General features: G+C 37.8%; 27 protein-coding genes. All 27 read left to right on the top strand.

Annotated elements, in window-relative coordinates; genetic code table 11:
- Positions 1-30 precede the first annotated feature (30 nt).
- The 27 genes from fapR (at position 31) to codY (ending at position 26,466) form a co-directional block, all read left to right on the top strand.
- The gene (gene fapR / locus ABH955_RS08225; RefSeq protein WP_000747354.1) at positions 31-624 is read left to right on the top strand and encodes a transcription factor FapR; all 594 of its coding nucleotides are present in this window, start codon (positions 31-33) and stop codon (positions 622-624) included.
- The gene (plsX, locus tag ABH955_RS08220) at positions 621-1,613 is read left to right on the top strand and encodes a phosphate acyltransferase PlsX (protein WP_002128828.1); all 993 of its coding nucleotides are present in this window, start codon (positions 621-623) and stop codon (positions 1,611-1,613) included. Before fapR ends, plsX begins: the two co-directional genes overlap by 4 nt.
- 14 nt (positions 1,614-1,627) lie before the next feature.
- Entirely contained in the window at positions 1,628-2,572 is a 945-nt protein-coding gene (fabD, locus tag ABH955_RS08215) for an ACP S-malonyltransferase (RefSeq protein WP_404445060.1), read from the top strand.
- Positions 2,572-3,312, top strand: a complete 741-nt coding sequence (gene fabG / locus ABH955_RS08210; protein ID WP_002014514.1) for a 3-oxoacyl-[acyl-carrier-protein] reductase — start codon at positions 2,572-2,574, stop codon at positions 3,310-3,312. The genes fabD and fabG overlap by 1 nt, the downstream gene beginning before the upstream one ends.
- A 69-nt stretch (positions 3,313-3,381) precedes the next feature.
- Complete coding sequence (acpP, locus tag ABH955_RS08205) at positions 3,382-3,615, top strand: acyl carrier protein (RefSeq protein WP_002014515.1); 234 nt, start codon at positions 3,382-3,384, stop codon at positions 3,613-3,615.
- 58 nt (positions 3,616-3,673) lie between these two features.
- Positions 3,674-4,411, top strand: a complete 738-nt coding sequence (gene rncS, locus ABH955_RS08200) for a ribonuclease III (protein ID WP_113936793.1) — start codon at positions 3,674-3,676, stop codon at positions 4,409-4,411.
- Between the two features lie 148 nt (positions 4,412-4,559).
- Entirely contained in the window at positions 4,560-8,129 is a 3,570-nt protein-coding gene (gene smc, locus ABH955_RS08195) for a chromosome segregation protein SMC (RefSeq protein ID WP_404457799.1), read from the top strand.
- A gap of 14 nt (positions 8,130-8,143) precedes the next feature.
- Complete coding sequence (gene ftsY, locus ABH955_RS08190) at positions 8,144-9,133, top strand: signal recognition particle-docking protein FtsY (RefSeq protein WP_404457802.1); 990 nt, start codon at positions 8,144-8,146, stop codon at positions 9,131-9,133.
- A gap of 132 nt (positions 9,134-9,265) precedes the next feature.
- Positions 9,266-9,598: a putative DNA-binding protein gene (locus ABH955_RS08185; protein ID WP_002033794.1), complete on the top strand. Its 333-nt coding sequence runs from the start codon at positions 9,266-9,268 to the stop codon at positions 9,596-9,598.
- A gap of 12 nt (positions 9,599-9,610) precedes the next feature.
- Positions 9,611-10,960 (top strand): signal recognition particle protein, encoded by a 1,350-nt coding sequence (gene ffh, locus ABH955_RS08180; RefSeq protein WP_002014519.1) that lies wholly within the window; start codon positions 9,611-9,613, stop codon positions 10,958-10,960.
- A 100-nt stretch (positions 10,961-11,060) separates the two neighbouring features.
- The gene (gene rpsP, locus ABH955_RS08175; protein ID WP_000268750.1) at positions 11,061-11,333 is read left to right on the top strand and encodes a 30S ribosomal protein S16; all 273 of its coding nucleotides are present in this window, start codon (positions 11,061-11,063) and stop codon (positions 11,331-11,333) included.
- Between the two features lie 14 nt (positions 11,334-11,347).
- Complete coding sequence (locus tag ABH955_RS08170; RefSeq protein ID WP_002088196.1) at positions 11,348-11,575, top strand: KH domain-containing protein; 228 nt, start codon at positions 11,348-11,350, stop codon at positions 11,573-11,575.
- A gap of 121 nt (positions 11,576-11,696) precedes the next feature.
- Positions 11,697-12,212: a ribosome maturation factor RimM gene (rimM, locus tag ABH955_RS08165; RefSeq protein WP_002014521.1), complete on the top strand. Its 516-nt coding sequence runs from the start codon at positions 11,697-11,699 to the stop codon at positions 12,210-12,212.
- Complete coding sequence (gene trmD / locus ABH955_RS08160; RefSeq protein ID WP_002014522.1) at positions 12,212-12,946, top strand: tRNA (guanosine(37)-N1)-methyltransferase TrmD; 735 nt, start codon at positions 12,212-12,214, stop codon at positions 12,944-12,946. The genes rimM and trmD overlap by 1 nt, the downstream gene beginning before the upstream one ends.
- A gap of 146 nt (positions 12,947-13,092) precedes the next feature.
- A complete protein-coding gene (gene rplS, locus ABH955_RS08155) occupies positions 13,093-13,437 on the top strand; it encodes a 50S ribosomal protein L19 (protein WP_002014524.1) in 345 nt (114 codons plus the stop codon).
- A gap of 100 nt (positions 13,438-13,537) precedes the next feature.
- The gene (lepB, locus tag ABH955_RS08150; RefSeq protein ID WP_002088189.1) at positions 13,538-14,089 is read left to right on the top strand and encodes a signal peptidase I; all 552 of its coding nucleotides are present in this window, start codon (positions 13,538-13,540) and stop codon (positions 14,087-14,089) included.
- A 20-nt stretch (positions 14,090-14,109) separates the two neighbouring features.
- Positions 14,110-15,000: a ribosome biogenesis GTPase YlqF gene (gene ylqF / locus ABH955_RS08145; protein WP_002088188.1), complete on the top strand. Its 891-nt coding sequence runs from the start codon at positions 14,110-14,112 to the stop codon at positions 14,998-15,000.
- Positions 15,001-15,055: 55 nt separating this feature from the next.
- Positions 15,056-15,829: a ribonuclease HII gene (locus tag ABH955_RS08140; RefSeq protein WP_404491028.1), complete on the top strand. Its 774-nt coding sequence runs from the start codon at positions 15,056-15,058 to the stop codon at positions 15,827-15,829.
- Positions 15,830-16,022: 193 nt separating this feature from the next.
- On the top strand, positions 16,023-17,183 hold the full coding sequence (sucC, locus tag ABH955_RS08135; RefSeq protein ID WP_002014529.1) for an ADP-forming succinate--CoA ligase subunit beta: 1,161 nt from the start codon (positions 16,023-16,025) through the stop codon (positions 17,181-17,183).
- Positions 17,184-17,202: 19 nt separating this feature from the next.
- A complete protein-coding gene (sucD, locus tag ABH955_RS08130) occupies positions 17,203-18,105 on the top strand; it encodes a succinate--CoA ligase subunit alpha (RefSeq protein ID WP_002033796.1) in 903 nt (300 codons plus the stop codon).
- 88 nt (positions 18,106-18,193) lie between these two features.
- Positions 18,194-19,063 carry a DNA-processing protein DprA gene (dprA, locus tag ABH955_RS08125; protein WP_404457811.1) on the top strand — a complete coding sequence of 290 codons (870 nt, stop codon included), beginning with the start codon at positions 18,194-18,196 and terminating at the stop codon, positions 19,061-19,063.
- A 144-nt stretch (positions 19,064-19,207) separates the two neighbouring features.
- Positions 19,208-21,286 carry a type I DNA topoisomerase gene (gene topA, locus ABH955_RS08120; protein WP_002088184.1) on the top strand — a complete coding sequence of 693 codons (2,079 nt, stop codon included), beginning with the start codon at positions 19,208-19,210 and terminating at the stop codon, positions 21,284-21,286.
- Between the two features lie 48 nt (positions 21,287-21,334).
- Positions 21,335-22,639: an FADH(2)-oxidizing methylenetetrahydrofolate--tRNA-(uracil(54)-C(5))-methyltransferase TrmFO gene (gene trmFO, locus ABH955_RS08115; RefSeq protein ID WP_002066796.1), complete on the top strand. Its 1,305-nt coding sequence runs from the start codon at positions 21,335-21,337 to the stop codon at positions 22,637-22,639.
- Positions 22,640-22,710: 71 nt separating this feature from the next.
- A complete protein-coding gene (gene xerC / locus ABH955_RS08110) occupies positions 22,711-23,610 on the top strand; it encodes a tyrosine recombinase XerC (protein ID WP_404457866.1) in 900 nt (299 codons plus the stop codon).
- Positions 23,611-23,652: 42 nt separating this feature from the next.
- Complete coding sequence (gene hslV, locus ABH955_RS08105) at positions 23,653-24,195, top strand: ATP-dependent protease proteolytic subunit HslV (RefSeq protein WP_002014538.1); 543 nt, start codon at positions 23,653-23,655, stop codon at positions 24,193-24,195.
- A gap of 22 nt (positions 24,196-24,217) precedes the next feature.
- Positions 24,218-25,609, top strand: coding sequence for an ATP-dependent protease ATPase subunit HslU (gene hslU, locus ABH955_RS08100; protein WP_002014539.1), 1,392 nt, complete (start codon positions 24,218-24,220; stop codon positions 25,607-25,609).
- 77 nt (positions 25,610-25,686) lie between these two features.
- Positions 25,687-26,466 (top strand): GTP-sensing pleiotropic transcriptional regulator CodY, encoded by a 780-nt coding sequence (gene codY, locus ABH955_RS08095; RefSeq protein ID WP_002014541.1) that lies wholly within the window; start codon positions 25,687-25,689, stop codon positions 26,464-26,466.
- Positions 26,467-26,664 lie beyond the last annotated feature (198 nt).

The following is a 26,664-nucleotide window of genomic DNA, read 5'->3' as shown; positions in this document are numbered from 1 at the left end:
GTACCTAGTCATAAAAATGGATGGTGCGGTATGAAAAAAAGAAGAAGTAAAAAAGAAAGACAAGAATTATTACAACAAACAATAGAAACGAATCCTTTTATAACGGATGAAGATTTAGCGGAAAAATTTCAAGTGAGCATACAAACTGTTCGTCTTGATCGTATGGAATTATCTATTCCTGAATTAAGAGAACGAATTAAGCATGTGGCTACAAAACAACATGAAGAAGATGTGAAATCTTTACCGTTAGAAGAGGTTGTCGGAGAAATTATTGATATAGAATTAGATAGACATGCGATTTCTATCTTTGAAGTAAAGGTGGAACATGTATTTAAAAGAAATCAAATTGCTCGTGGGCATCATTTGTTTGCACAAGCAAACTCACTAGCTGTTGCGGTTATTGATGAAGAATTAGCTTTAACTGCAAAGTCCACCATTCGATATATTCGTCCTGTAAAATTAGGAGAGCGTGTTGTTGCAAAAGTACGTGTTGAAGATGTAGAGAATGATAAAGGACGGACGGTTGTCAAAGTGCGTAGCTTTGTTGGAGAAGAACTTGTCTTTACAGGCACTTTTGAAATGTATCGATCTAGTAATTATAGTGAGGAAGGTAACAACTTATGAAAATCGCAATAGATGCAATGGGCGGCGATCATGCACCAAAGGCTGTAGTATTAGGAGCAATGAAAGCTATTAAGGAATACTCAGATTTACATATTACGTTAGTAGGGAAAGAAGAGGGGATTCGTCAATATTTAACGAGTGAAGAGCGAATTACTATACTTCATACGGACGAAAAAATCGAATCGACAGACGAACCAGTAAGAGCGGTTCGTCGAAAAAAACAAGCTTCAATGGTACTAGCGGCGCAGCAAGTAAAAGACGGCGTAGCGGATGCTTGTATATCAGCAGGTAGTACAGGAGCTTTGATGGCAGCTGGATTGTTTGTTGTTGGCCGTATGGAAGGAATTGAACGACCAGCTTTATCGCCTACAATGCCAACTGTTGATGGAGAAGGTTTTGTTATGTTAGATGTTGGAGCCAACGTTGATGCAAAACCAATTCATTTATATCAATATGCAGTAATGGGCTCTGTTTACGCAGAGAAGGTAAGAGGAATTAAAAATCCACGCGTTGGACTTTTAAACGTTGGAACAGAGGATGGTAAAGGAAACGAGCTTTCAAAACAAGTCTTTGCTATGCTCAAGGATGCACCAATTAATTTCGTTGGAAACGTTGAATCAAGAGATTTATTGCAAGGTGTAGCAGACGTTGTTGTATGTGATGGTTTTACGGGTAATGTAGCGCTAAAATCATTAGAAGGAACAGCACTTGCGTTATTTTCTATGTTAAAAGAACAATTAATGAGTTCGTTTACGAGCAAATTAGCAGCAGCGGTATTAAAACCAAAACTTATGGTATTGAAAGATAAAATGGATTATTCGGAGTATGGAGGAGCGGCGTTGTTTGGATTGAAAGCTCCTGTCATTAAGGCTCACGGTTCTTCTAATGACCAATCGATATTTAGTGCGATCCGTCAAACGAGAGAAATGGTAGCGAAAGAAGTAATTCCTACAATTTCAAGTGTAATGGAGAAGGAGCCGCTTCAATAAGAGGAGGATTTGAAATGGGAAAAATAGCATTTCTTTTTCCGGGCCAAGGTTCACAGGCAGTTGGAATGGGTAGACAGTTAGCGGAGAATAATAAAGAGGTTGCGAAAGTGTTTGCAAAAGCGGATGAGGTTTTGCATGATTCTCTTTCAGAAGTGATTTTTGAAGGACCGCAAGAAAATTTAACATTAACGACAAATGCGCAGCCGGCACTATTAACAACGAGCTTTGCAATTTTAACAGCTTTGAAGGAGTATGATATTACACCTGATTTTGTCGCAGGACATAGTTTAGGTGAATATAGCGCTCTTGTAGCTGCTGGTGCATTAACATTCGAAGACGCTGTATATGCTGTAAGGAAACGCGGGGAATATATGGAAGAAGCTGTTCCAGGCGGGGAAGGTGCAATGGCAGCTATTTTAGGTGCGGATCCGGATATGCTGAAACGAGTTACAGAAGAAGTAACAAGTGAAGGATACGCAGTACAAATTGCTAATATGAATAGTACGAAGCAAATTGTTATTTCTGGAACAAAGCAAGGAGTAGAACTTGCTTCTCAAAGAGCGAAAGAAAATGGTGCTAAAAGAGCAATTCCGCTCAAAGTAAGTGGACCGTTTCATTCCTCGCTTATGAAACCAGCTGCTGAGAAATTCCAAAGTGTTTTAAATGAAATTACAATTCAAGACACGAATATTCCTGTTATTGCAAATGTTACGGCAGATGTTATTACGCGTGGTACAGATATTCAAGAAAAGCTAATTGAACAGCTCTATTCGCCTGTATTATGGTACCCATCTATTGAGTATATGGTGAATCAAGGGGTAGATACATTTATTGAAATCGGACCTGGAAAAGTACTTGCTGGTCTTATGAAGTCGATTGATTCTTCAGTGAAAGCATATGCGGTATATGATGAAGAGACATTAAAAGATACCATTTCAAATTTGAGAGGAGAAAGCTGATGTTAAAAGGGAAAGTAGCATTAGTAACTGGTGCTTCACGTGGGATTGGTCGTGCGATTGCTATTGATTTAGCGAAACAAGGGGCAAATGTTGTAGTAAATTATGCTGGTAATGAGCAAAAGGCGAATGAAGTAGTTGATGAAATAAAGAAATTAGGTTCAGATGCCATTGCAGTAAGAGCAGATGTTGCAAATGCTGATGATGTTACTGCAATGGTGAAACAAACTGTAGATACGTTTGGACAAGTTGATATTCTTGTAAATAACGCTGGTGTAACAAAAGATAATTTATTAATGCGTATGAAAGAAGAAGAATGGGATACAGTTATTAATACAAACTTAAAAGGTGTTTTCTTATGTACGAAAGCAGTATCGCGCTATATGATGCGTCAACGTCATGGACGTATTATTAATATCGCTTCTGTTGTTGGTGTAACAGGAAACCCAGGACAAGCAAATTATGTTGCTGCTAAAGCTGGTGTAATTGGATTAACAAAAACATCAGCAAAAGAATTAGCGAGCCGAAATATTACTGTAAATGCAATTGCTCCAGGGTTTATTGCGACTGATATGACGGATGTATTAGATGAAAATATAAAGGCCGAAATGTTAAAATTAATTCCTGCAGCTCAGTTTGGAGAAGCACAAGATATCGCAAATACTGTAACGTTTTTTGCTTCTGATCAAAGTAAATATGTTACAGGTCAAACGTTAAATGTTGATGGCGGTATGGTAATGTAATAAAAGAATCGATTTCACCTAGTTTTTTTGGACAATATTTTATATAATATTTGAGGGGAGGTGAATAGAATGGCAGATGTTTTAGAGCGTGTAACCAAAATTGTCGTTGATCGTTTAGGAGTAGAAGAAACTGAAGTAGTACCAGCTGCAAGCTTCAAAGAAGATTTAGGCGCAGACTCCCTAGATGTAGTAGAACTTGTAATGCAATTAGAAGATGAATTTGAAATGGAAATTTCTGATGAAGATGCTGAAAAGATTGCTACTGTTGGCGATGCTGTGACTTACATAGAGAGTCATCTATAATGCTTAAGTGAAGTCCCGTTTTTTAACGGGGCTTCTCGGCTTATATCTGGAGGGACCTATGCCGTACCGAAAACATAAAGAAAAAAAATACGAAGCAAAATATCGTGAAGCTTTTAAAGTATTTCAAGAAAAGATAGGTATTACGTTTACAGATGAAAAATTATTGATTCAAGCATTTACGCATTCATCGTATGTGAATGAGCATCGAAAAAAACCGCATGAGGACAATGAGCGTCTGGAGTTTCTTGGCGATGCTGTATTGGAACTCACTGTATCACAGTATCTGTTTCAAAAATATCCGACAATGAGCGAAGGAGAGTTAACAAAACTACGTGCAGCTATTGTATGTGAGCCATCTCTTGTTCGTTTTGCAAACGAAATGTCATTTGGTAGCCTTGTTTTATTAGGGAAAGGTGAGGAAATGACGGGTGGACGTGAACGACCAGCTTTATTAGCGGATGTCTTTGAAGCGTTTATTGGTGCCCTTTATCTTGATCAAGGGCTAGAAACAGTTTGGGGATACTTAAAAGAAGTTGTATATCCAAAAATTAATGAAGGTGCTTTTTCTCATGTGATGGATTATAAGAGTCAATTGCAAGAATTGATTCAGCGTGATGGTAGTGGCAATATTGAGTATCAAATTTTGCAAGAAAAAGGACCGGCCCACAACCGAGAATTTGTGTCCCGTGTAACTTTAAATAATGAGGCATTAGGTCTTGGTAGTGGTAAGTCAAAAAAAGAGGCAGAGCAACAAGCTGCTGCAGAAGCATTGAAAAAATTAAAAGAACAATCATGAGGAATCCCCCTTTGAATGAGGGGGATTCCTTATGCATAGAATGAAACTTTCCTTTTATTTATAAATAAAAGGAGTGGGAAATCCGTATAGTAGGTTGTTTTCGTACAGACAACGTTTACAACAACGGAGAATAGGAGGAAGGCCTTTCGTGTTTTTAAAAAGATTAGAAATAGCAGGATTTAAGTCTTTTGCTGAGCGGGTATCTGTCGATTTTGTTCCAGGTGTAACTTCTGTAGTAGGACCTAACGGGAGCGGGAAAAGTAATATTACTGATGCAATTCGCTGGGTACTTGGTGAACAATCTGCAAAGTCATTACGCGGTGCAAAGATGGAGGATATTATTTTTGCCGGCAGTGATACGAGAAGAGCGGTTAATGTTGCTGAAGTTACATTAACTTTAAATAATGAAGACCAACGCTTACCGATTGAGTATAACGAGGTGTGTGTAACGCGTCGTGTATCTCGTTCGGGTGATAGTGATTTTTATATTAATAAACAGTCTTGTAGATTAAAAGATATTATTGATTTATTTATGGACTCTGGTATGGGAAGGGAAGCTTTTTCGATTATTAGCCAGGGGAAAGTCGAAGAGATTTTGAGTAGTAAATCAGAAGAACGTCGAGGTGTATTTGAAGAAGCTGCGGGTGTGCTGAAATACAAACTTCGTAAAAAGAAAGCTGAAGGGAAATTGGCGGAAACACAAGAAAACTTAAATCGTGTACAAGATATTATTCACGAATTAAGTAGTCAAGTAGAACCACTAGAAAGACAAGCTTCTATTGCGAAAGATTATCTTGAGAAAAAAGAAGAATTAGAGAAAGTAGAAGCTGCGCTTATTGTACATGAAATTGAAGAATTACATGAAAAGTGGGAAGCGCTTCGAAATCAATTTGGGCATAATAAAGATGAAGAAGCTAAAATGTCGGCGAACTTACAAAAAAGTGAAGAAGAGCTTGAGGAATTACGCGGGCAATTACAAGCCGTTGATGAATCTGTAAATTCCTTACAAGAAGTTCTACTTCTGTCTAGTAAAGAACTAGAAAAACTAGAAGGGCAACGCGAGCTGTTAAAGGAAAGAAAGCAAAATGCAACGACACATTGTGCGCAGCTTGAAAAGCTAATTGTTGAGTTAACAGAGAAAACTACAAGTTATGATGGCGAAATTGAAACAAGTACAGAAGCTTTAATGCAATTTGTGAATCAAGTAAAAGAATTGGAGAAGAAATTGCATGATAACGAGCAATTACTTGCGACTTTTGCTGAGAATTTAGAGGAACAAATTGAGAATTTAAAAGGTGACTATATTGAACTTTTAAATCAACAAGCAAGTCTTCGTAATGAATTATCTATGATTGAAGAACAATCAAAACAGCAAAACTCTAAAAACGAACGACTTGATGAAGAAAATGAAAAGTATGTACAGATGCGTGTGGAAATTACAGCGAAAAAGGCGAAACTTGTAGACAGTTATGAGCAAGCGAGGGAGAAAATAGCTGACATTATTTCTAACATACAGAAGACAGAAACGGCACTTGGGAAATGTAAGTCACAGTATAGTGAAAATGAAACGAAACTGTATCAAGCGTATCAATTTGTGCAACAGGCGCGCTCTCGGAAAGAAATGTTAGAAGAGATGCAAGAGGACTACTCTGGCTTCTATCAAGGGGTACGTGAAGTATTAAAGGCTAGAGAAAATAGACTACAAGGTATTGAGGGAGCTGTTGCAGAACTTCTGACTGTGCCGAAAGAATATGAAATCGCAATGGAAATCGCCCTTGGGGCAGCGATGCAACATATCGTAGTACAAACAGAAGAGCATGCTCGTAATGCAATTGCATTTTTAAAGCAAAATAAACATGGCCGTGCAACGTTTTTACCTCAAGCTGTTATTAAAAGCCGATCGCTATCATTTGATCAATTACGCATTGTGAATCAGCATCCATCGTTTGTCGGTGTAGCGGCAGAACTTGTGCAGTACAATAATAAATATGAGAATGTAGTTTCAAGTTTATTAGGTACCGTTGTTGTTGCGAAAGATTTACGCGGAGCAAATGAGTTAGCGAAACAACTGCAATACCGCTATCGTATTGTAACACTCGAAGGTGACGTAGTGAACCCGGGTGGTTCTATGACGGGTGGAGCTGTAAAACAGGCGAAATCCTCTTTATTGGGACGTCAACGTGAACTTGAAGAGTGGACTAAAAAACTAACTGACATGGAAGAAAAAACAACAAAGCTAGAAAACTTTGTTAAAGCAGTAAAGCAAGAGATTCAAGAAAAAGAAGTACAAATACGAGAGCTACGCCAAGGTGTAGAGACCGAACGTGTAGATGAACAGAAGCTAAGAGAAGAAATTAATCGTTTAGAATTAGATGAACATCGTATTAATGATCGTTTATCGATTTACGATTTAGAGATTGAAGGATTTTTACAAGATCAAGTAAAAATGCAAGGGCGCAAAGAAGAGTTAGAAAAGATTTTAGCGACTCTTCAAGCTGAGATTGGGGAATTAGATAGTAAAATCGTCGTTTTAACGAAACAAAAAAGTGAACAATATTCTTCAAAAGAAAAAGTTCAGAAGGAAATGACGGAGCTAAAAGTACAAGCTGCTGAACAACAACAACGATTGTCTAATCAAAAAGAAAAAGTCGAACGATTGACGAAGGAAAAAGAAGAGACTGATGCGACGCTTGTAAAAACGAAAGAAGATTTAGCGTTCTTAAAGCAAGAGATGACATCTAATTCAAGTGGCGAAGAACAAATTACGAATATGATTGAGAAGAAAGCGTATGATCGTAATCAAACTTCGGAGTTAATTCGTTCTCGTCGTGAACAACGCGTATCATTGCAAGAAAGAGTCGAGCATTTAGAGCGCGGTGTGAAAGAAACAATAGGTAAACATAAATATATTCTTGAGATGCTGAAAGATCAAGAAGTGAAAATTAACCGACTTGATGTAGAGCTGGAAAATAGATTGCAACATTTACGTGAAACATATACTATTTCATTTGAAGCAGCAAAACTTAAGTATACAATGATGATGCCTGCAGAAGATGCACGTAAAAAGGTGAAACTAATTAAACTATCCATTGAAGAGTTAGGCGCAGTAAATTTAGGGGCAATTGATGAGTATGAACGTGTAGCAGAGCGCCATACATTCTTATTAGAGCAAAGAGATGACCTAGAAGAAGCGAAATCGACATTGCATCAACTTATTACGGAAATGGATGAAGAGATGAAAAAACGCTTTTCTACTACGTTCGAAGGGATTCGAACAGAGTTTCAATCTGTATTCTCTGAATTATTCGGAGGTGGAAGAGCGGATTTAGTAATGACAAACCCAGAAGATTTACTAAATACGGGTATTGATATTGTAGCGCAACCACCAGGGAAGAAACTACAAAATTTAGGTTTACTTTCAGGGGGAGAGCGTGCTTTAACTGCAATTGCGCTCTTATTTGGTATTTTAAAAGTACGCCCAGTTCCATTCTGTGTTCTAGATGAAGTGGAAGCAGCTCTTGATGAGGCAAACGTTGCTCGTTTTGCGCAGTATTTAAAGAAATTTAGTGATGAAACGCAGTTTATTGTAATTACACACCGAAAAGGTACAATGGAAGAGTCTGATGTATTGTACGGTGTAACAATGCAAGAATCAGGGGTGTCGAAGCTTGTTTCTGTTCGTTTAGATGATGGCGAAGAACTTGTTGCAAGTAGATAGGAAGGATGGGAAGTATGAGCTTTTTAAAAAAATTAAAAGAAAAAATTTCAAAACAAACGGATACGGTAACAGAGAAGTTTAAACAAGGATTAGAAAAAACGAGAAATTCATTTGCTGATAAAGTAAATGACTTAGTGTACCGTTACCGCAAAATAGACGAAGATTTCTTTGAAGAATTAGAAGAAATTTTAATTAGTGCGGATGTCGGAGTTTCGACAGTGATGGAATTAATTGATCAGTTGAAAGAAGAAGTGCAACGTCGTAACATTCAAGATCCGAAAGAAGTACAGGCTGTTATTTCTGAAAAGCTAGTGGGCATTTACAAAGGTGACAGCGATTTTAGTAATGAAGTTAATATACAAGAGGATCGATTAACAGTAGTTTTATTTGTTGGTGTGAATGGTGTGGGGAAAACGACGACGATTGGTAAGCTTGCACATAAATTTAAATCAGAAGGTAAGTCTGTCCTATTGGCGGCAGGAGATACATTCCGTGCTGGGGCGATTGAGCAATTAGAAGTATGGGGCGATCGTGTTGGTGTAGAAGTAATTAAGCAAGGATCAGGATCTGATCCAGCGGCTGTTATGTATGATGCTGTACAAGCGGCAAAGGCCCGTAAAGTGGATGTATTGCTATGTGATACAGCGGGACGCTTACAAAATAAAGTAAACTTAATGAATGAGTTAGAGAAAGTGAAGCGTGTAATTGAGCGTGAAGTACCAGGGGCTCCTCATGAAGTATTACTTGTTATTGATGCAACAACAGGGCAAAATGGTTTAAGCCAAGCGAAAACATTCCGTGAAGCAACGAATGTTACTGGTATTGTTTTAACGAAGTTAGATGGAACTGCTAAAGGTGGTATCGTCTTAGCGATTCGTAACGAAATGGATGTTCCGGTGAAATTTGTTGGGCTAGGAGAGCAAATGGATGATCTGCAACAGTTTGATCCAGAACAATATGTTTATGGTTTGTTTGCGAACGTAGTAGAAACAGAAGAAGTGTAAGTGAAAGAAGTGGTATTTCCGCTTCTTTTTTTATAAAAATATGTGATGTTAAGAAAAAAACTTGACACTCTTTTATACTCCATGTAAACTAAGTCATGTAAAGGGAAATCACTTAACAAAGGATGATCCAACATGCTCGAGAAAACAACGAGAATGAACTATTTATTTGATTTTTATCAATCGTTGTTAACGCAAAAACAAAGAAGTTATATGTCGCTTTATTATCTAGATGATTTATCTCTTGGTGAAATTGCGGAAGAATTTGATGTAAGTCGCCAAGCCGTGTATGATAACATTAAACGGACTGAAGCGATGCTTGAAGAATATGAAGATAAATTAGTATTACTTCAAAAGTTTCAAGAGCGACAGCGACTTGTTGCAAAGCTAAAACAGCTACTCAGCGAAGAAGAGCATGTGAATGAAGAAATGAAACAAGTTGTTGAAGCTATCGAAAAATTAGATTAGGAGGGCGGCAATATGGCATTTGAAGGATTAGCCGACCGACTTCAACAGACAATGCAAAAAATCCGCGGCAAAGGAAAAGTTTCTGAAGCCGATGTAAAAGAAATGATGAGAGAAGTTCGTCTAGCTCTTTTAGAAGCGGATGTTAACTTTAAAGTAGTAAAAGATTTTATAAAGCGTGTGTCTGAGCGTGCTGTCGGACAAGATGTAATGAAAAGTTTGACACCTGGACAACAAGTAATTAAAATCGTACAGGAAGAACTTACAGAACTTATGGGCGGAGAGCAAAGCAAAATTGCTGTTGCTAATAAGCCACCTACTGTTATAATGATGGTTGGTCTGCAAGGTGCGGGTAAAACAACGACGACAGGTAAGCTTGCAAATTTGCTTCGTAAAAAGCATAATCGTAAACCGATGCTTGTTGCAGCGGATATTTACCGTCCAGCAGCGATTAAACAGCTTGAAACATTAGGGAAGCAATTGGACATGCCTGTTTTCTCTTTAGGAGATCAAGTAAGTCCGGTTGAAATTGCGAAACAAGCGATTGCGAAAGCAAAAGAAGATCATCACGATTACGTTTTAATCGATACAGCGGGTCGCCTGCATATTGATGAAGAACTAATGGGTGAATTAGCGAAAGTCAAAGAAGTTGCGAAGCCGGATGAAATTTTCCTTGTTGTCGATGCGATGACAGGACAAGACGCGGTAAATGTAGCACAAAGTTTCCATGAACAGTTAGGATTAACAGGTGTTGTACTAACGAAATTAGATGGTGATACGCGCGGTGGTGCGGCATTATCTATTAAGGCTGTAACAAATACACCAATTAAATTTGCTGGTATGGGTGAAAAACTAGATGCAATTGAAGCGTTCCATCCAGAACGTATGGCATCCCGTATTTTAGGGATGGGCGACGTCTTAACATTAATTGAAAAAGCGCAAGCTACAGTTGATGAAGAGAAAGCAAAAGAACTTGAGCAAAAAATGCGTACGCTTTCGTTTACGCTTGACGATTTTCTAGAACAACTTGGACAAGTGCGTCAACTTGGACCACTTGACGAATTGTTAGGAATGCTTCCTGGTGCAAATAAAATTAAAGGGCTGAAAAATGCACAAGTTGATGAAAAACAAATTGGGCATATTGAGGCAATTATTCGTTCTATGACTAAAGTAGAACGAGAACAACCGGAAATAATCAATGCTAGTCGTAAAAAGCGCATTGCCAAAGGTAGCGGTACAACGGTACAAGAAATCAATCGTCTAATCAAGCAATTTGATGATATGAAAAAAATGATGAAGACGATGACGGGAATGCAAAAAGGTAAGAAAAAAGGACTAGGTGGATTGAAGTTTCCATTCATGTAAGGAAAAAAGATGGCTCTGTTAAGAAAAAATACTTTACAAAGCAATAGTCTTTTTGCTAATATAATTATCTGTGTGAAATAAATTCGGAGGTGCTTTATAAATGGCAGTTAAAATTCGTTTAAAACGTATGGGAGCTAAAAAAACTCCTTTCTATCGTGTAGTTGTTGCAGATTCTCGTTCTCCTCGTGACGGACGTTTCATTGAGGAAATCGGTACTTACAATCCGGTTGCTCAACCAGCGGAAGTTAAGATCAACGAAGAAGCAGCATTAAAATGGTTAGGAAATGGTGCTAAACCATCTGATACAGTTCGTAACCTTTTCTCTAACCAAGGTATCATGGAGAAATTCCACTTATCTAAACAAGGTAAGTAATTGAGGCAATGACAATGAAAATGTTAGTCGAGACAATTGTTAAACCTCTTGTGGATCATCCTGGAGATGTAAAAGTTACACAGGAACTTTGCAACGGAGAAATAAAGTATCGATTAACTGTACATCCTGAGGATGTTGGAAAAGTCATTGGAAAGCAAGGGAAAGTTGCGAAAGCGATTAGAATGCTCTTGTATTCAGTGGGACATCATAATGATGAGAACGTCACACTGGAAATTCAATAAACGTAAAAAGGGCGAGGAGTTATTTCCTCTCCCTTTTTTAACATTTAAAGAGAAATTGCATGTTCCATATATAAAATGGAAATGCTTAATTTATATAGAAACCAGGGGTGACATACTATTTATGACAAAGTGGTTTAATGTAGGGAAAATTGTAAATACTCATGGCGTAAAAGGAGAAATTCGTGTTATTTCTCGTACTGATTTTCCAGAAGAGCGATATAAAGTAGGGAACACGCTATACATATGGGATGAGAAAGGTACAGACTATCTTACAGTGAAGGTAACTTCTCATCGTCAACATAAGACATTTGATTTATTAACACTTGAAGGATACAACAATGTAGATGAAGTAGAGAAGTTAAAAGGTTCTTTAATAAAAGTACCAGAAGAGCAGTTAGGCGAACTAGCTGAAGGCGAATACTACTACCATGAAATTATTGGTTGCAACGTTGTAACGGAAGAAGGAGAAGCGTTAGGGACAATCAAAGAGATTCTATCTCCTGGTGCGAATGACGTTTGGGTGATTAAACGTCCAAAGGGTCAAGATTTGTTAATTCCTTATATTGATGACGTTGTACTTCAAGTTAACATTGAAAATAAATTAGTAACCATTCATGTAATGGAAGGGCTACTATAATGAAAATTGACATTTTAACATTGTTTCCAGATATGTTTACGGGTGTATTTGGGTCTTCAATTTTAAAGAAAGCACAAGAAAAAGAAGCGGTAGAGCTTCGTGTTGTCAATTTTCGTGAGTATACAACTAGTAAGCATAATAGTGTAGATGATTATCCGTATGGTGGGGGCGCTGGTATGGTATTAACCCCACAGCCTATCTTTGACGCAGTAGAAGAGTTAACGAAGGAAACAGACCGTAAGCCGAGAATCGTCTTAATGTGTCCACAAGGAGAGCGTTTCACGCAGAAGAAGGCAGAAGAGCTTGCTGGAGAAGAGCATGTTATTTTTGTATGTGGCCATTATGAAGGATACGATGAACGAATTCGTGAGCATCTTGTAACAGATGAGATTTCTATTGGGGATTACGTATTAACGGGTGGAGAATTGGCTTCTATGGTAGTCACTGACAGTGTTGTACGTCTTTTGCCAGGAGTGCTTGGGAATCAAACGTCACAAGTGGAAGACTCTTTTAGCACAGGTTTGTTAGAACACCCACATTATACACGTCCTGCTGATTTTCGTGGTATGAAGGTACCGGATGTACTAATGTCAGGAAATCATAAAAACATTGATGAATGGCGCCATAAAGAGTCACTACGTCGTACGTACACACGTAGACCGGATTTACTGGAAGAACGAGAATTATCTAAGCAAGAAGAGAAATGGCTGGAACAGATTAAAGAAGACCGATAAGGGCTTGATATATTTTCTATTGCAACAGTCCTAGCAATATGCTATTATAACATTTGTGCTACTGAAATCAGTAGCCGTATTAACGATGTTCCGCTGTAATTTAATAAGACTTTATAAGAGCATCTGTTTAAAGGAGAGAATTTAATATGCAACAATTAATCACAGAAATCACAAAAGGCCAATTGAAAACTGACCTTCCTTCATTCCGTCCTGGAGACACTTTACGTGTACACGTAAAAGTAGTTGAGGGAACTCGTGAAAGAATTCAGCTTTTCGAAGGTGTTGTAATTAAACGTCGTGGTGGCGGAATCAGTGAAACATTCACAGTTCGTAAGATTTCTTACGGTGTAGGTGTTGAGCGTACATTCCCAGTTCACACGCCAAGAATCGCGAACATCGAAGTACTTCGCCGTGGTAAAGTACGTCGTGCTAAGTTATACTACTTACGTAACCTTCGCGGTAAAAAAGCACGTATTAAAGAAATTCGATAAGACATGTATGGGAGCTTGTAAATACACAAGCTCCCTTTTTCCAATCTATATGAAATTTTGGTATAATACGAGCAGCTTACATAACAGTGGAGGGGAAAGCATGAAGAAAGAGAAGAGCTCACTTTGGGAATGGATCAAAGCAATTTTGATTGCTGTTGTATTAGCGGGCGTAATTAGACAGTTTTTCTTTGCCCCAATTCTCGTAGACGGTGTATCGATGTCGCCGACTTTACATGACCGTGATCGAATGATTGTTAATAAAATTGGCTATCACATAGGTGATCCGAAACGCTTTGATATTATTGTATTCCGAGCGACGGAAGAAAAAGATTATATTAAGCGTATTATTGGCCTGCCAGGCGACGAAATCGAATACCGTAATGATAAACTATATGTTAACGGGAAACCTTATGAGGAGCCGTATTTAGATAAGCAGAAAAAACAACTTGCTGACGGACCGCTTACATATGATTTTACTCTTGAAGAAATGACAGGAAAGAAAACTGTTCCAGAAGGTCAATTATTTGTTTTAGGCGATAATCGTCGTTTTAGTAAAGATAGCCGTTCGATTGGTACAATTTCAATGGACCAAATGATAGGTAAAGCAAATATGCTATATTGGCCGTTAAAAGATGCACGTATTGTGAAATAAAAGAAAAAGAAGGTGGCAACATGGTAATTCAATGGTTCCCAGGACATATGGCAAAGGCTAGACGCCAAGTAACAGAAAAATTAAAGTTAATTGATGTTGTAATTGAGCTTGTAGATGCTCGATTACCTTTATCTTCTCGTAATCCAATGATTGATGAAATTATTACACATAAACCAAGGCTTGTTGTTTTAAATAAAGCGGATATGGCGGATGATCGTCTTACAAAGCAGTGGATTGCATATTTTGATGAAAGAGGTCAAAAGGCAATTTCAATTAATGCGCAAGCTGGACAAGGTATGAAAGAAATTGCAGCAGCTTGTAAAGTTCTTGTCAAAGAAAAATTCGATAAAATGGTTGCTAAAGGTATTAGACCAAGAGCAATTCGTGCTTTAATTGTAGGTATTCCAAACGTTGGTAAATCTACACTGATTAATAAATTAGCGAAGAAAAATATAGCAAAAACAGGAGATCGTCCTGGTGTGACAACGGCCCAGCAGTGGATTAAAGTTGGGAAAGAAATGGAATTATTAGATACACCAGGTATTTTGTGGCCTAAATTTGAAGATGAATTAGTTGGTCTTCGTTTAGCGACGACTGGTGCAATTAAAGATTCTATATTAAATTTACAGGATGTAGCTATTTATGCGTTACGTTTTATGGAAAAACATTATCCAGAACGTTTAAAAGAGCGATATAATTTAAATGACATTCCAGAAGAAATTGTGGAGTTATTTGATGCGATTGGAAAAAACAGAGGTTGCTTAATGGGCGGCGGAATGATTGATTATGATAAAACATCTGAGCTTATACTTCGTGAGCTTCGTGGTGGAAGATTTGGAAAAATGACGTTTGAAACACCAGAAGAGTTTGCAGAGCAGGTAGAAGATGTGGAAAAAGTAGAAGAAGTATAAGACGTGCGTTTGTACGTCTTTTCTTTTTGGTTACGTTTAAAAGGAGTGTAAATAGATGCAAAAAATGACTATTCAAGAAGCTGAATGTTTGCTGCAAGAAATTATGAATGAAGAAGACGAGCGTTTTCAAATGTTAGTGAAAGATGAGCGAAAAGGTGTTCAAAAACTAATTTTGAAGTGGTATAAACAAAAAGAGTTAGCGCAAAAAGAAAGAGAAAAATTTCTAGAAATGTCAAAGTACGAAAATGAGTTACGTGAAAAAGGGCTCACATACATTGCTGGTATTGATGAAGTGGGTCGTGGGCCGTTAGCAGGACCGGTTGTGACGGCGGCTGTCGTCCTTCCGGAAGATTTTTATATTCCAGGATTAAATGACTCGAAAAAATTAAGTGAAGCGAAACGTGAGCGTTTTTATGATGAAATTAAAGAGCATGCAATTGCGATTGGAGTTGGAATTATATCACCACAAGTTATTGATGAAATAAATATTTATCAAGCGACGAAGCAAGCGATGTTAGATGCGGTTGCTAATTTATCGTGTACACCAGAATATTTATTAATCGATGCGATGAAGCTTCCTACATCAATTCCGCAAACATCAATCATTAAAGGTGATACGAAAAGTGTCTCTATTTCAGCTGCATCTATTATTGCGAAAGTGACGAGAGATCGTATGATGAAAGAGTTAGGAGGAAAGTATCCTGCATATGGATTTGAACAACATATGGGATATGGGACGAAACAGCATTTAGAAGCGATTGAAGTACATGGAGTATTAGAGGAACATCGAAAATCATTTGCGCCAATTAAAGATATGATTAAAAAATAAGCTGTATATTCACAGCTTATTTTTTATTTTGGTATATAAACATTATTATTTTCGAAAAAGAATAAAGCGATTTCAGTTTTCTGACACTTTATTGTAGACAGCGTGCCAATCATCTTATACAATGGCAATGTAATGTTTTTTAAACATTAAAAAACTTTTCGAGTAAAACAGGAAAACAGGGGAGGATGGGACCATGAATATCCATGAGTACCAAGGTAAGGCAGTCCTTAGAAGCTATGGGGTTAGCGTTCCGAACGGGAAGGTTGCATTTACAGTAGAAGAAGCTGTAGAAGCAGCGAAAGAATTAGGAACGGAAGTATGTGTAGTTAAAGCGCAAATTCACGCTGGTGGACGCGGCAAAGCTGGCGGTGTAAAAGTTGCGAAAAATTTAGAAGAAGTTCGTACATATGCAGAAAGCATTTTAGGAACTACACTTGTGACGCATCAAACAGGTCCTGAAGGTAAGGAAGTAAAACGCTTACTTATCGAAGAAGGTTGCGATATTAAAAAAGAATATTATGTAGGTCTTGTATTAGATCGTGCAACTTCTCAAGTTGTTTTAATGGCATCTGAAGAAGGTGGAACAGAAATTGAAGAAGTAGCAGAAAAAACGCCTGAAAAAATCTTTAAAGAATATATTGATCCAGCAGTAGGTTTACAAGGTTTCCAAGCGCGTAGAATCGCGTTTAACATCAATATTCCAAAAGAACTTGTAGGACAAGCTGTGAAGTTTATGATGGGCTTATACAGTGCGTTTATCGAAAAAGATTGCTCTATCGCTGAGATTAATCCACTTGTTACAACAGGTGACGGTAAAGTTATGGCGTTAGATGCAAAATTAAACTTTGATTCTAATGCGTTATATCGCAATAAAGATATTTTAGAACTTCGTGATCTTGAAGAAGAAGATTCAAAAGAAATTGAAGCTTCTAAATATGACTTAAACTACATTCCTTTAGATGGAAATATCGGTTGTATGGTTAATGGTGCAGGTTTAGCAATGGCTACAATGGATATCATTAAACATTACCATGGTGACCCGGCTAACTTCTTAGATGTTGGTGGCGGCGCAACAGCTGAAAAAGTTACAGAAGCATTCAAAATTATCCTTTCTGACAAAAATGTAAAGGGTATCTTCGTTAACATTTTTGGTGGCATTATGAAGTGTGATGTTATCGCAGAAGGTGTTATTGAAGCGACGAAGCAGGTAGGTCTTGAGTTGCCTTTAGTTGTACGTCTTGAAGGTACAAACGTAGAGCTAGGAAAGAAAATTTTAAATGAGTCTGGTTTAAATATTGTTGCAGCAGAATCTATGGCAGACGGTGCACAAAAAATTGTTTCACTAGTGGGCTAATAGAAAGCGGGGGAGAAAAATGAGCGTATTAGTTAATAAAGATACAAAAGTTATTGTTCAAGGTATTACAGGTTCTCAAGGGTTATTCCATACAAAGCAAATGATTGAATACGGTACGAAAATTGTAGGTGGTGTAACACCAGGTAAAGGTGGCACTGATATTGAAGGCGTACCAGTATTTGATACAGTAGAAGATGCTGTGAAAGCAACAGGCGCAAACGCTTCAGTTGTATACGTTCCACCCGCTTTTGCGGCTGATGCAATTATGGAAGCAGTTGATGCAAAGGTTGATTTAGTAGTATGTATTACTGAAGGAATCCCTGTATTAGATATGGTAAACGTAAAGAGATATATGGCGGGTAAACATACACGTTTACTTGGACCAAACTGCCCTGGTGTCATTACACCTGACGAATGTAAAATTGGTATTATGCCAGGATATATTCACAAAAAAGGTCATGTTGGTATCGTATCTCGCTCTGGTACATTAACGTATGAAGCTGTACATCAGTTAACGCAAGAAGGTATTGGCCAATCTACTGCTGTAGGTATCGGGGGAGACCCTGTTAACGGTACGGACTTTATTGATGCGTTAAAAGCATTTAATGAAGATGAAGAAACGCATGCTGTAATTATGATTGGTGAAATCGGCGGTACGGCAGAAGAAGAAGCAGCAGAATGGGTACAAGCTAATATGACAAAACCAGTTGTAGGCTTCATTGGTGGTCAAACAGCGCCTGAAGGCAAACGTATGGGTCATGCTGGGGCGATCATTTCTGGCGGCAAAGGAACTGCTGCTGAAAAGATTAAAACAATGGAAGCTTGTGGTATTAAAGTAGCGGAAACACCAGCTGTTATGGGTGAAACATTAATCTCTGTTTTAAAAGAAAAGGGATTATTTGAGACTTGTAAAAACTACTAATCTTTTTGAAAGACACCTTCTTATTAGAGGGTGTCTTTTTACACATTTTTTGTTTACATAATAAAAATTATGGGTAAGGAGAATTGAGATGAAAAGAGAACGTTTATTGCACCTTCATTACATGTTGTCGGATCATTGGAAGGCGATGGAGAGACTACTATATGTTGATCCAGAACTGAAGGAAATATACACTTTTAGTCCGAAACAATTTGAATATTACGCTGGAATATCCTCGAAAAAATCTTTAGAACTAGTAAATTTTCTTCAAATTTCAAATCTCCAACAATATGTATCCCAGTTAGAAAAAAAGAGAATATTTTATATAACAATATGGGATAAGGACTATCCACAATTACTGCGAGAAATACAAGATCCCCCTTTTGTTTTATACGGAAAAGGAGAAAGAGATTTTCTAAATAAAGTAAATAAATTAGCGATTGTTGGAACGAGAGAACCGTCTTTATATGGAAAGGAGAGTATGAAGTTTATTTTACAACCTTTACTTGAAAAAGAATGGCTTATTGTTAGTGGGTTTGCAAGAGGGATAGATACAATTGCTCATGAAGTTACAGTAAGGCAGCATTGCCCGACCATTGCAATATTAGGACACGGATTATCTTATATGTATCCAAAGGAGAATAGAGGTTTATATGACACGTGGAAAGATTATATATTGTTATTGACAGAGTATCCGCCCCATTATGTGCCGAAAAAATGGTATTTTCCAAAAAGAAATCGAATTATTAGCGGTATAAGTAAAGGTGTTTTAGTTGTAGAAGCAAAAACGAGAAGTGGATCCCTTATTACTGCAGACCTTGCGCTAGAACAAAATAGAGAGGTGTTTGCGCTTCCTGGACCTATATTTATAGAGAGTGCAGCAGGAACGAATCATCTAATTCAACAAGGCGCCAAGCTAGTAAGAAATGCGGAGGATATCCTTGAAGAAATTTTAAATTAACCATATATTTTTATGTTTTTATTAAACAATTATTGACAAATGGTAGATTGTCGCTGTATGGTATATTCATTCTTGATTGACAAAAACAAGAGAAATCAATAAGATTGATGAAGACTTGAATCCACCTCTTAAGGAGGCACTAGCATGTCAGATTACCTCGTAATCGTGGAGTCGCCTTCTAAGGCGAAGACCATTGAAAAATATTTAGGGAAAAAATACAAAGTCGTCGCGTCCATGGGACATGTCCGCGATTTACCTAAAAGCCAAATGGGGATAGAAGTAAAGAATAACTTCACTCCGAAGTATATTACCATTCGTGGTAAGGGTCCCGTTTTAAAAGATTTAAAATCAGCGGCAAAAAAAGCAAAGAAAGTCTATCTCGCGGCCGATCCGGATCGTGAAGGAGAAGCAATTGCTTGGCATTTAGCAAATACGTTAAATGTGGACGTTGAATCAGATTGCCGAGTTGTATTTAATGAGATTACAAAAGATGCAATAAAAGAATCATTTAAATATCCTCGTGCAATTAATATGGATTTAGTAGATGCACAACAGGCAAGGCGTATACTCGATCGTCTTGTTGGTTACAATATTAGTCCTTTATTATGGAAGAAAGTAAAAAAAGGATTAAGTGCAGGACGCGTACAATCTGTAGCAGTTCGTTTAATCATCGAACGTGAAAAAGAAATTCAAAGTTTTGAACCTGAAGAATTCTGGACAATTAAAACAGAATTTGTCAAAGGGAAAGACACATTTGAAGCAAGCTTTTACGGTGTAGATGGTGAAAAAGTTCAATTAACGAACGAAGCACAAGTGAACGAAATAATCGAAAAGATGAAAGATAATGCGTTTTCGGTTGAAAATGTAACGCGAAAAGAGCGAAAGCGTAACCCTGCATTACCGTTTACAACATCTTCCTTGCAACAAGAGGCAGCGCGTAAGTTAAATATGCGAGCAAAGAAAACAATGATGCTTGCACAGCAGCTGTATGAAGGGATAGATCTTGGAAAACAAGGGACTGTAGGTCTTATTACGTATATGAGAACTGATTCAACACGTATCTCAGAAACAGCTCAAACAGAGGCTCGTGATTACATTACTGAGGCGTTTGGTGCGGAATACATAGGAACAGAGAAGAGGAAAGAAACGAAAAAGTCGAAAGCACAAGATGCGCATGAGGCGATTCGTCCTACTTCGGTAATGAGAAAGCCAGAGGAACTAAAAAGTTTCTTAAGTCGTGATCAACTCCGTTTGTATAAACTGATTTGGGAGCGATTTGTTGCAAGTCAAATGGCATCTGCTATAATGGATACTGTTACAGCGAAACTCATTAATAACAATGTTCAGTTCCGTGCAAGTGGATCAGTTGTAAAGTTCCCAGGATTTATGAAAGTGTACGTAGAGTCGAAAGATGATGGTGCGGAAGAAAAGGATAAGATGTTGCCACCGTTAGAAGTAGGTGAAACTGTATTTTCAAAAGATATAGAACCAAAGCAACATTACACACAGCCTCCGCCGCGTTATACAGAGGCTCGTCTAGTAAGAACACTTGAAGAGCTTGGAATTGGGAGACCGTCTACTTATGTACCAACACTTGAAACAATCCAAAAACGAGGATACGTTGCTTTAGATAATAAACGCTTCGTTCCGACTGAGCTTGGTGGAATAGTAATCGAACTTATTTTAGAGTTTTTCCCAGAAATCATTAACATTGAATTTACTGCCAATATGGAGCAAAGCCTTGATGAAGTAGAAGAAGGAAATGCAAATTGGGTGAAAATTGTTGATGATTTCTACGTAGGATTTGAACCGCGCTTAGAAAAAGCGGAAAAAGAAATGCGTGAAGTGGAAATTAAAGATGAACCAGCTGGGGAAGACTGTGAATTATGTAGTCACCCGATGGTCTTTAAAATGGGTAAATATGGGAAGTTTATGGCTTGTTCAAATTTCCCGGAATGTCGTAATACAAAACCGATTGTAAAAGAAATCGGTGTTACTTGTCCGAAGTGTGATAAAGGGCAAATTATTGAACGCCGTAGTAATAAAAAGAAACGTCTTTTCTACGGATGCGGTACGTATCCAGAATGTGACTTTGTATCTTGGGATAAGCCGATTGGTCGTAAATGTCCGAAGTGTGAAGGTATGCTCGTAGAGAAAAAGTTAAAAAAAGGCGTGCAAGTACAATGTATTTCGTGTGATTATGAAGAAGAACAACAAATGTGAGCGTAACTGCTCACATTTTTTTCGGGAAGAAAAGGAAAGGTGATATATATGACAACACAAGTAGTAAACGTCATTGGCGCAGGTCTTGCAGGAAGCGAAGCAGCTTACCAAATTGCAAAGCGTGGTGTCCAAGTAAAATTATATGAAATGAGACCAGTAAGGCAAACACCAGCTCATCATACAGATAAATTTGCTGAATTAGTATGTAGTAACTCACTTCGCGCAAACACATTGACAAATGCTGTTGGTGTTATTAAAGAAGAAATGCGTCTAATGGATTCTGTCATTATTCGTGCAGCTGATGAGTGCTCTGTACCAGCAGGAGGTGCTTTAGCTGTAGACCGTCATGAATTCGCGGCGAAAGTGACTGAATATGTGAAAAATCATCCGAACGTAACTGTAATGAATGAGGAAATCACTGAAATTCCAGAGGGACCAACTGTTATTGCGACAGGTCCACTTACGTCTCCGGATCTTTCTGCACAATTAAAAAAACTAACAGGTGAAGATTATTTTTATTTCTATGATGCTGCAGCGCCAATCGTTGAGAAAGACAGCATTGACATGAATAAAGTATATTTAAAATCCCGTTATGATAAAGGTGAAGCGGCATATTTAAACTGTCCAATGACAGAAGAAGAGTTTGATCGTTTTTATGAGGCTTTAATTGCTGCTGAGACAGTGCCTTTAAAAGAATTTGAAAAAGAAATTTTCTTTGAAGGTTGTATGCCAGTAGAAGTTATGGCAAGTAGAGGAAGACAGACGTTAGTATTTGGACCGATGAAGCCTGTTGGGTTAGAAGATCCGAAAACAGGGAAAACACCGTATGCGGTTGTTCAGTTACGTCAAGATGATGCAGCAGGAACATTATACAATATTGTAGGCTTCCAAACACATTTAAAGTGGGGACCACAAAAAGAAGTGTTACAGCTAATTCCAGGACTAGAAAACGCAGAGATTGTACGTTATGGTGTAATGCATCGTAATACGTTTATTAATTCGCCTAATTTGCTTCGTCCAACATATCAATATAAACAACGTGATGATTTATTCTTCGCTGGTCAAATGACTGGTGTAGAGGGTTATGTTGAATCAGCAGCATCAGGATTATTAGCGGGTATTAACGCTGCTCGACTTGTACAAGGTGAAGAGCCAGTTGTATTACCACCTGTAACTGCAATGGGAAGTATGGCGAATTATATTACTGCGACAAATGCGAAAAACTTCCAGCCAATGAATGCAAACTTCGGTTTATTTACACCGTTAGAGAAGAAAATTAAAAAGAAACAAGAGCGAAATGAAGCATATGCTACACGCGCTTTGGAAACAATTCAAAATTTTGTAAATATTTAATTAAATTTCTTGCAAAGGCTACTAAGTTGTGATACGATTTAGTAGCCTTTATTGAGGTGAATTATATGGATGTGAATGTGAAGAAATTGTTACAATTATTCGTTGGATATTTACAAATTGAAAGAAATTATTCAAAATATACAATTGCAAGTTATCAAAATGATTTAGAACATTTTGTGCAATTTATGGAGCGAGAAGGCATATCCTCTTTTTTAGATGTTACATACGCGGATGTTCGTTTATACTTGACGACGTTGCACGATCAGAAGTTAGCCCGTAAATCTGTCGCAAGGAAAGTATCAAGCTTACGAAGTTTATATCGTTTTTTGATGCGTGAAGGTTATCAAAAAGATAATCCGTTTGCACTTGCGTCACTTCCCAAGAAAGAATTGTCAATCCCAAAGTTTTTATATGCTGAAGAGTTAGAGGAATTGTTTGAAGTTTCTGATACAGAGGCACCATTAGGTCAAAGGAATCAAGCTTTATTAGAGTTGATGTATGCAACTGGGATTCGTGTAAGCGAATGCGTTAATTTGCAACTTACCGACATTGACTTTGCAGTGGGAACAATTTTAGTGATGGGAAAAGGGAAAAAACAAAGATATATTCCGTTCGGAAGCTATGCACAAGATGCTTTAATTACTTATATAGAGAACGGAAGAAAACAGTTAGCTCAAAAGACTGAAGAACAATCTCATATGGTATTTTTAAATGCGAAAGGTAAGCCGTTAACAGATCAGGGTGTACGTTATGTTTTGAACGAACTCATTAAGAAAGCTTCACTTACAATGCGGATAAGTCCCCATATGTTAAGGCATACATTTGCTACACATATGTTGGATGAAGGAGCGGATTTACGTACTGTGCAGGAGCTATTAGGTCATGAGAATTTGTCAACCACACAAATTTATACGCATGTCTCTAAAGAAAGATTGCGTTCTGTGTACATGAAGCATCACCCGCGGGCATAAATTGCTTTTAAGGCTATAAAAACATATAAAGGAGTTTTTTCTATGGGAAATTTCCACGCTACAACGATATTTGCAGTTCATCATAATGGAGAATGTGCAATGGCTGGAGATGGTCAGGTAACGATGGGGAATGCTGTTGTAATGAAACATACAGCTCGCAAAGTTCGCAAACTTTTCCAAGGGAAAGTTTTAGCTGGTTTTGCAGGATCAGTTGCTGATGCATTTACTCTTTTTGAAATGTTTGAAGGAAAATTAGAAGAGTATAATGGCAACTTGCAGCGCGCTGCAGTTGAGATGGCGAAACAATGGCGTGGTGATAAAATGCTACGTCAGCTAGAAGCAATGCTCATTGTCATGGATAAAACAACGATGCTCCTTGTTTCAGGTACAGGAGAAGTGATTGAACCAGATGATGGTATTTTAGCAATTGGTTCAGGCGGACATTATGCACTTGCTGCTGGTCGTGCTTTAAAGCAACATGCAAGTGAACATTTAACAGCGAAACAAATTGCGAAGGCCAGTTTAGAAATTGCAGGCGATATTTGTGTTTATACGAACCACAACATAATTGTTGAAGAATTGTAGAATCGTAAGGGAGGCATTTTATATGCATTTACATTTTACTCCGCGTCAAATTGTGGAAAAATTAGATCAATACATCATCGGTCAAAAAGATGCAAAGAAAGCGGTTGCTGTAGCTCTACGAAATCGATACCGTCGCAGTAAATTAGTTGAAAATTTACGTGATGAAATTGCACCTAAAAACATTTTAATGATTGGACCGACAGGTGTTGGTAAAACAGAGGTAGCACGGCGAATGGCGAAACTCGTTGGAGCACCTTTTATTAAGGTTGAAGCGACGAAATTTACAGAAGTTGGATATGTGGGTCGAGATGTAGAGTCGATGGTCCGCGACCTTGTTGAAACGTCTGTTCGTATTGTGAAAGAGGAAATGGTAGTTAAAGTTCAAGATAAAGCAGAAGAGCAAGCGAATCAACGTCTTGTTGAAATTTTAGTGCCGAGTCCGGAGAAACAATCTGGATTTAAAAATCCATTAGAAATGCTTTTTGGTGGTAATCAAAATTCAAACCAAACATCTGATGCACAGGAAGATGATGAAATCGAAAAGAAACGTCAAGATGTGGAAAGAAAGCTTGCGGCAGGCCTTCTTGAAGATGAAGTGATATCGATCGAAGTGACGGAACAACAGTCTTCTATGTTTGATATGTTGCAAGGAACTGGCATGGAGCAAATGGGAATGAATTTCCAAGATGCACTAGGAAGTATCATGCCGAAAAAAACGAAAAAACGTAAACTTTCTGTAAAAGAAGCAAGAAAACTCTTGACAAATGAAGAGGCACAGCGCTTAATTGATATGGATGAAGTTACACAAGAGGCTGTTTATCGTGCTGAACAGCTCGGGATTATTTTTATCGATGAAATTGACAAAATTGCTGGTAAGCAGTCGAATAGCGTAGATGTATCGCGTGAAGGTGTGCAACGTGACATTTTACCGATTGTAGAAGGGTCGAATGTAGCAACGAAATACGGATCAGTAAAAACGGATTATATTTTATTTGTTGCAGCTGGAGCGTTCCATATGTCTAAACCGTCGGATTTAATTCCGGAATTGCAAGGGAGATTTCCGATTCGAGTAGAATTAACAAAATTATCGGCGGATGATTTTGTTAAAATATTAATCGAGCCTGACAATGCGCTAATTAAACAGTACACGGCGTTATTAGCGACTGAAGGTATAGAAATTGAATTTTCAGACGAAGCTATTCGTAAGATTGCTGAGATTGCTTATCAAGTTAATCAGGATACAGATAATATTGGAGCGAGAAGACTTCATACTGTTATGGAGAAGCTCCTTGAAGATTTATCGTTTGAGGCATCTGAAATTACGTTAGAGAAAATAACGATAACACCTCAATATGTTGAGGAAAAATTAGCGACAATAGCTAAAAATAAAGATGTGAGCCAGTTTATTTTGTAATAGTGTCATCAGGTGACTCGCCCTAGTTTCCAAGTGATGAAAAAATATGTAAGTAACATGTAGGAGGAAATTTTGAAATGGAATTATTAGCAAAAACGAGAAAATTAAATGCGTTATTACAGAGCGCAGCAGGAAAGCCTGTAAACTTTAGAGAGATGTCTGACACAATGTGTGAAGTAATTGAAGCGAACGTGTTCGTTGTAAGTCGTCGCGGTAAATTATTAGGATATGCGATTCACCAACAAATCGAAAACGAACGTATGAAGCACATGCTTGCAGAGCGTCAATTCCCAGAAGAGTATACGCAAAGTTTATTCAATGTTACAGAAACATCTTCAAATTTAGGTGTGGATAGTGACTACACAGCATTCCCAGTAGAAAATAGAGAATTATTCGGTCAAGGTTTAACTACAATCGTACCAATCGTTGGTGGCGGTGAGCGTCTAGGTACACTAGTGTTAGCTCGTCTTGGTCAAGAGTTCTTAGACGATGATTTAATTCTTGCTGAATACAGCTCAACTGTTGTAGGTATGGAAATCTTACGTGAAAAAGCAGAAGAAATCGAAGAGGAAGCACGTAGTAAAGCTGTTGTTCAAATGGCGATTAGCTCATTATCTTACAGTGAGTTAGAAGCAATCGAGCATATCTTCGAAGAATTAAATGGAACAGAAGGTTTACTTGTTGCAAGTAAAATTGCTGATCGCGTAGGAATTACTCGTTCGGTAATCGTAAATGCACTACGTAAATTAGAAAGTGCTGGTGTTATTGAGTCTCGCTCTTTAGGTATGAAAGGAACATACATTAAAGTGCTAAACGACAAGTTTCTACAGGAACTTGCTAAATTAAAAACAAACTAATTTATAAAAAAACTCTCCGCGCTTGAGGAGAGTTTTTTGTTTTTTCAAGTGAATGATTTTGCTTACGTAAGGCGTCATGACAACATTCATTAGAAAACTATTAATTAACCTTCAATTCCTTGCTTAAAGGAATTGAAGGTTGGTAATACTAGGATTTGAGCGTGAAAAAAAGAAAGTTTTACATTGTTCGCATTTTCG

The organism is Bacillus sp. RC240 (genome assembly GCF_044907945.1).
Lineage (GTDB): Bacteria > Bacillota > Bacilli > Bacillales > Bacillaceae_G > Bacillus_A > Bacillus_A mycoides.
The sequence above is the reverse complement of the archived record's forward strand: the minus strand, read 5'-3'. Positions and strand labels throughout refer to the sequence as shown.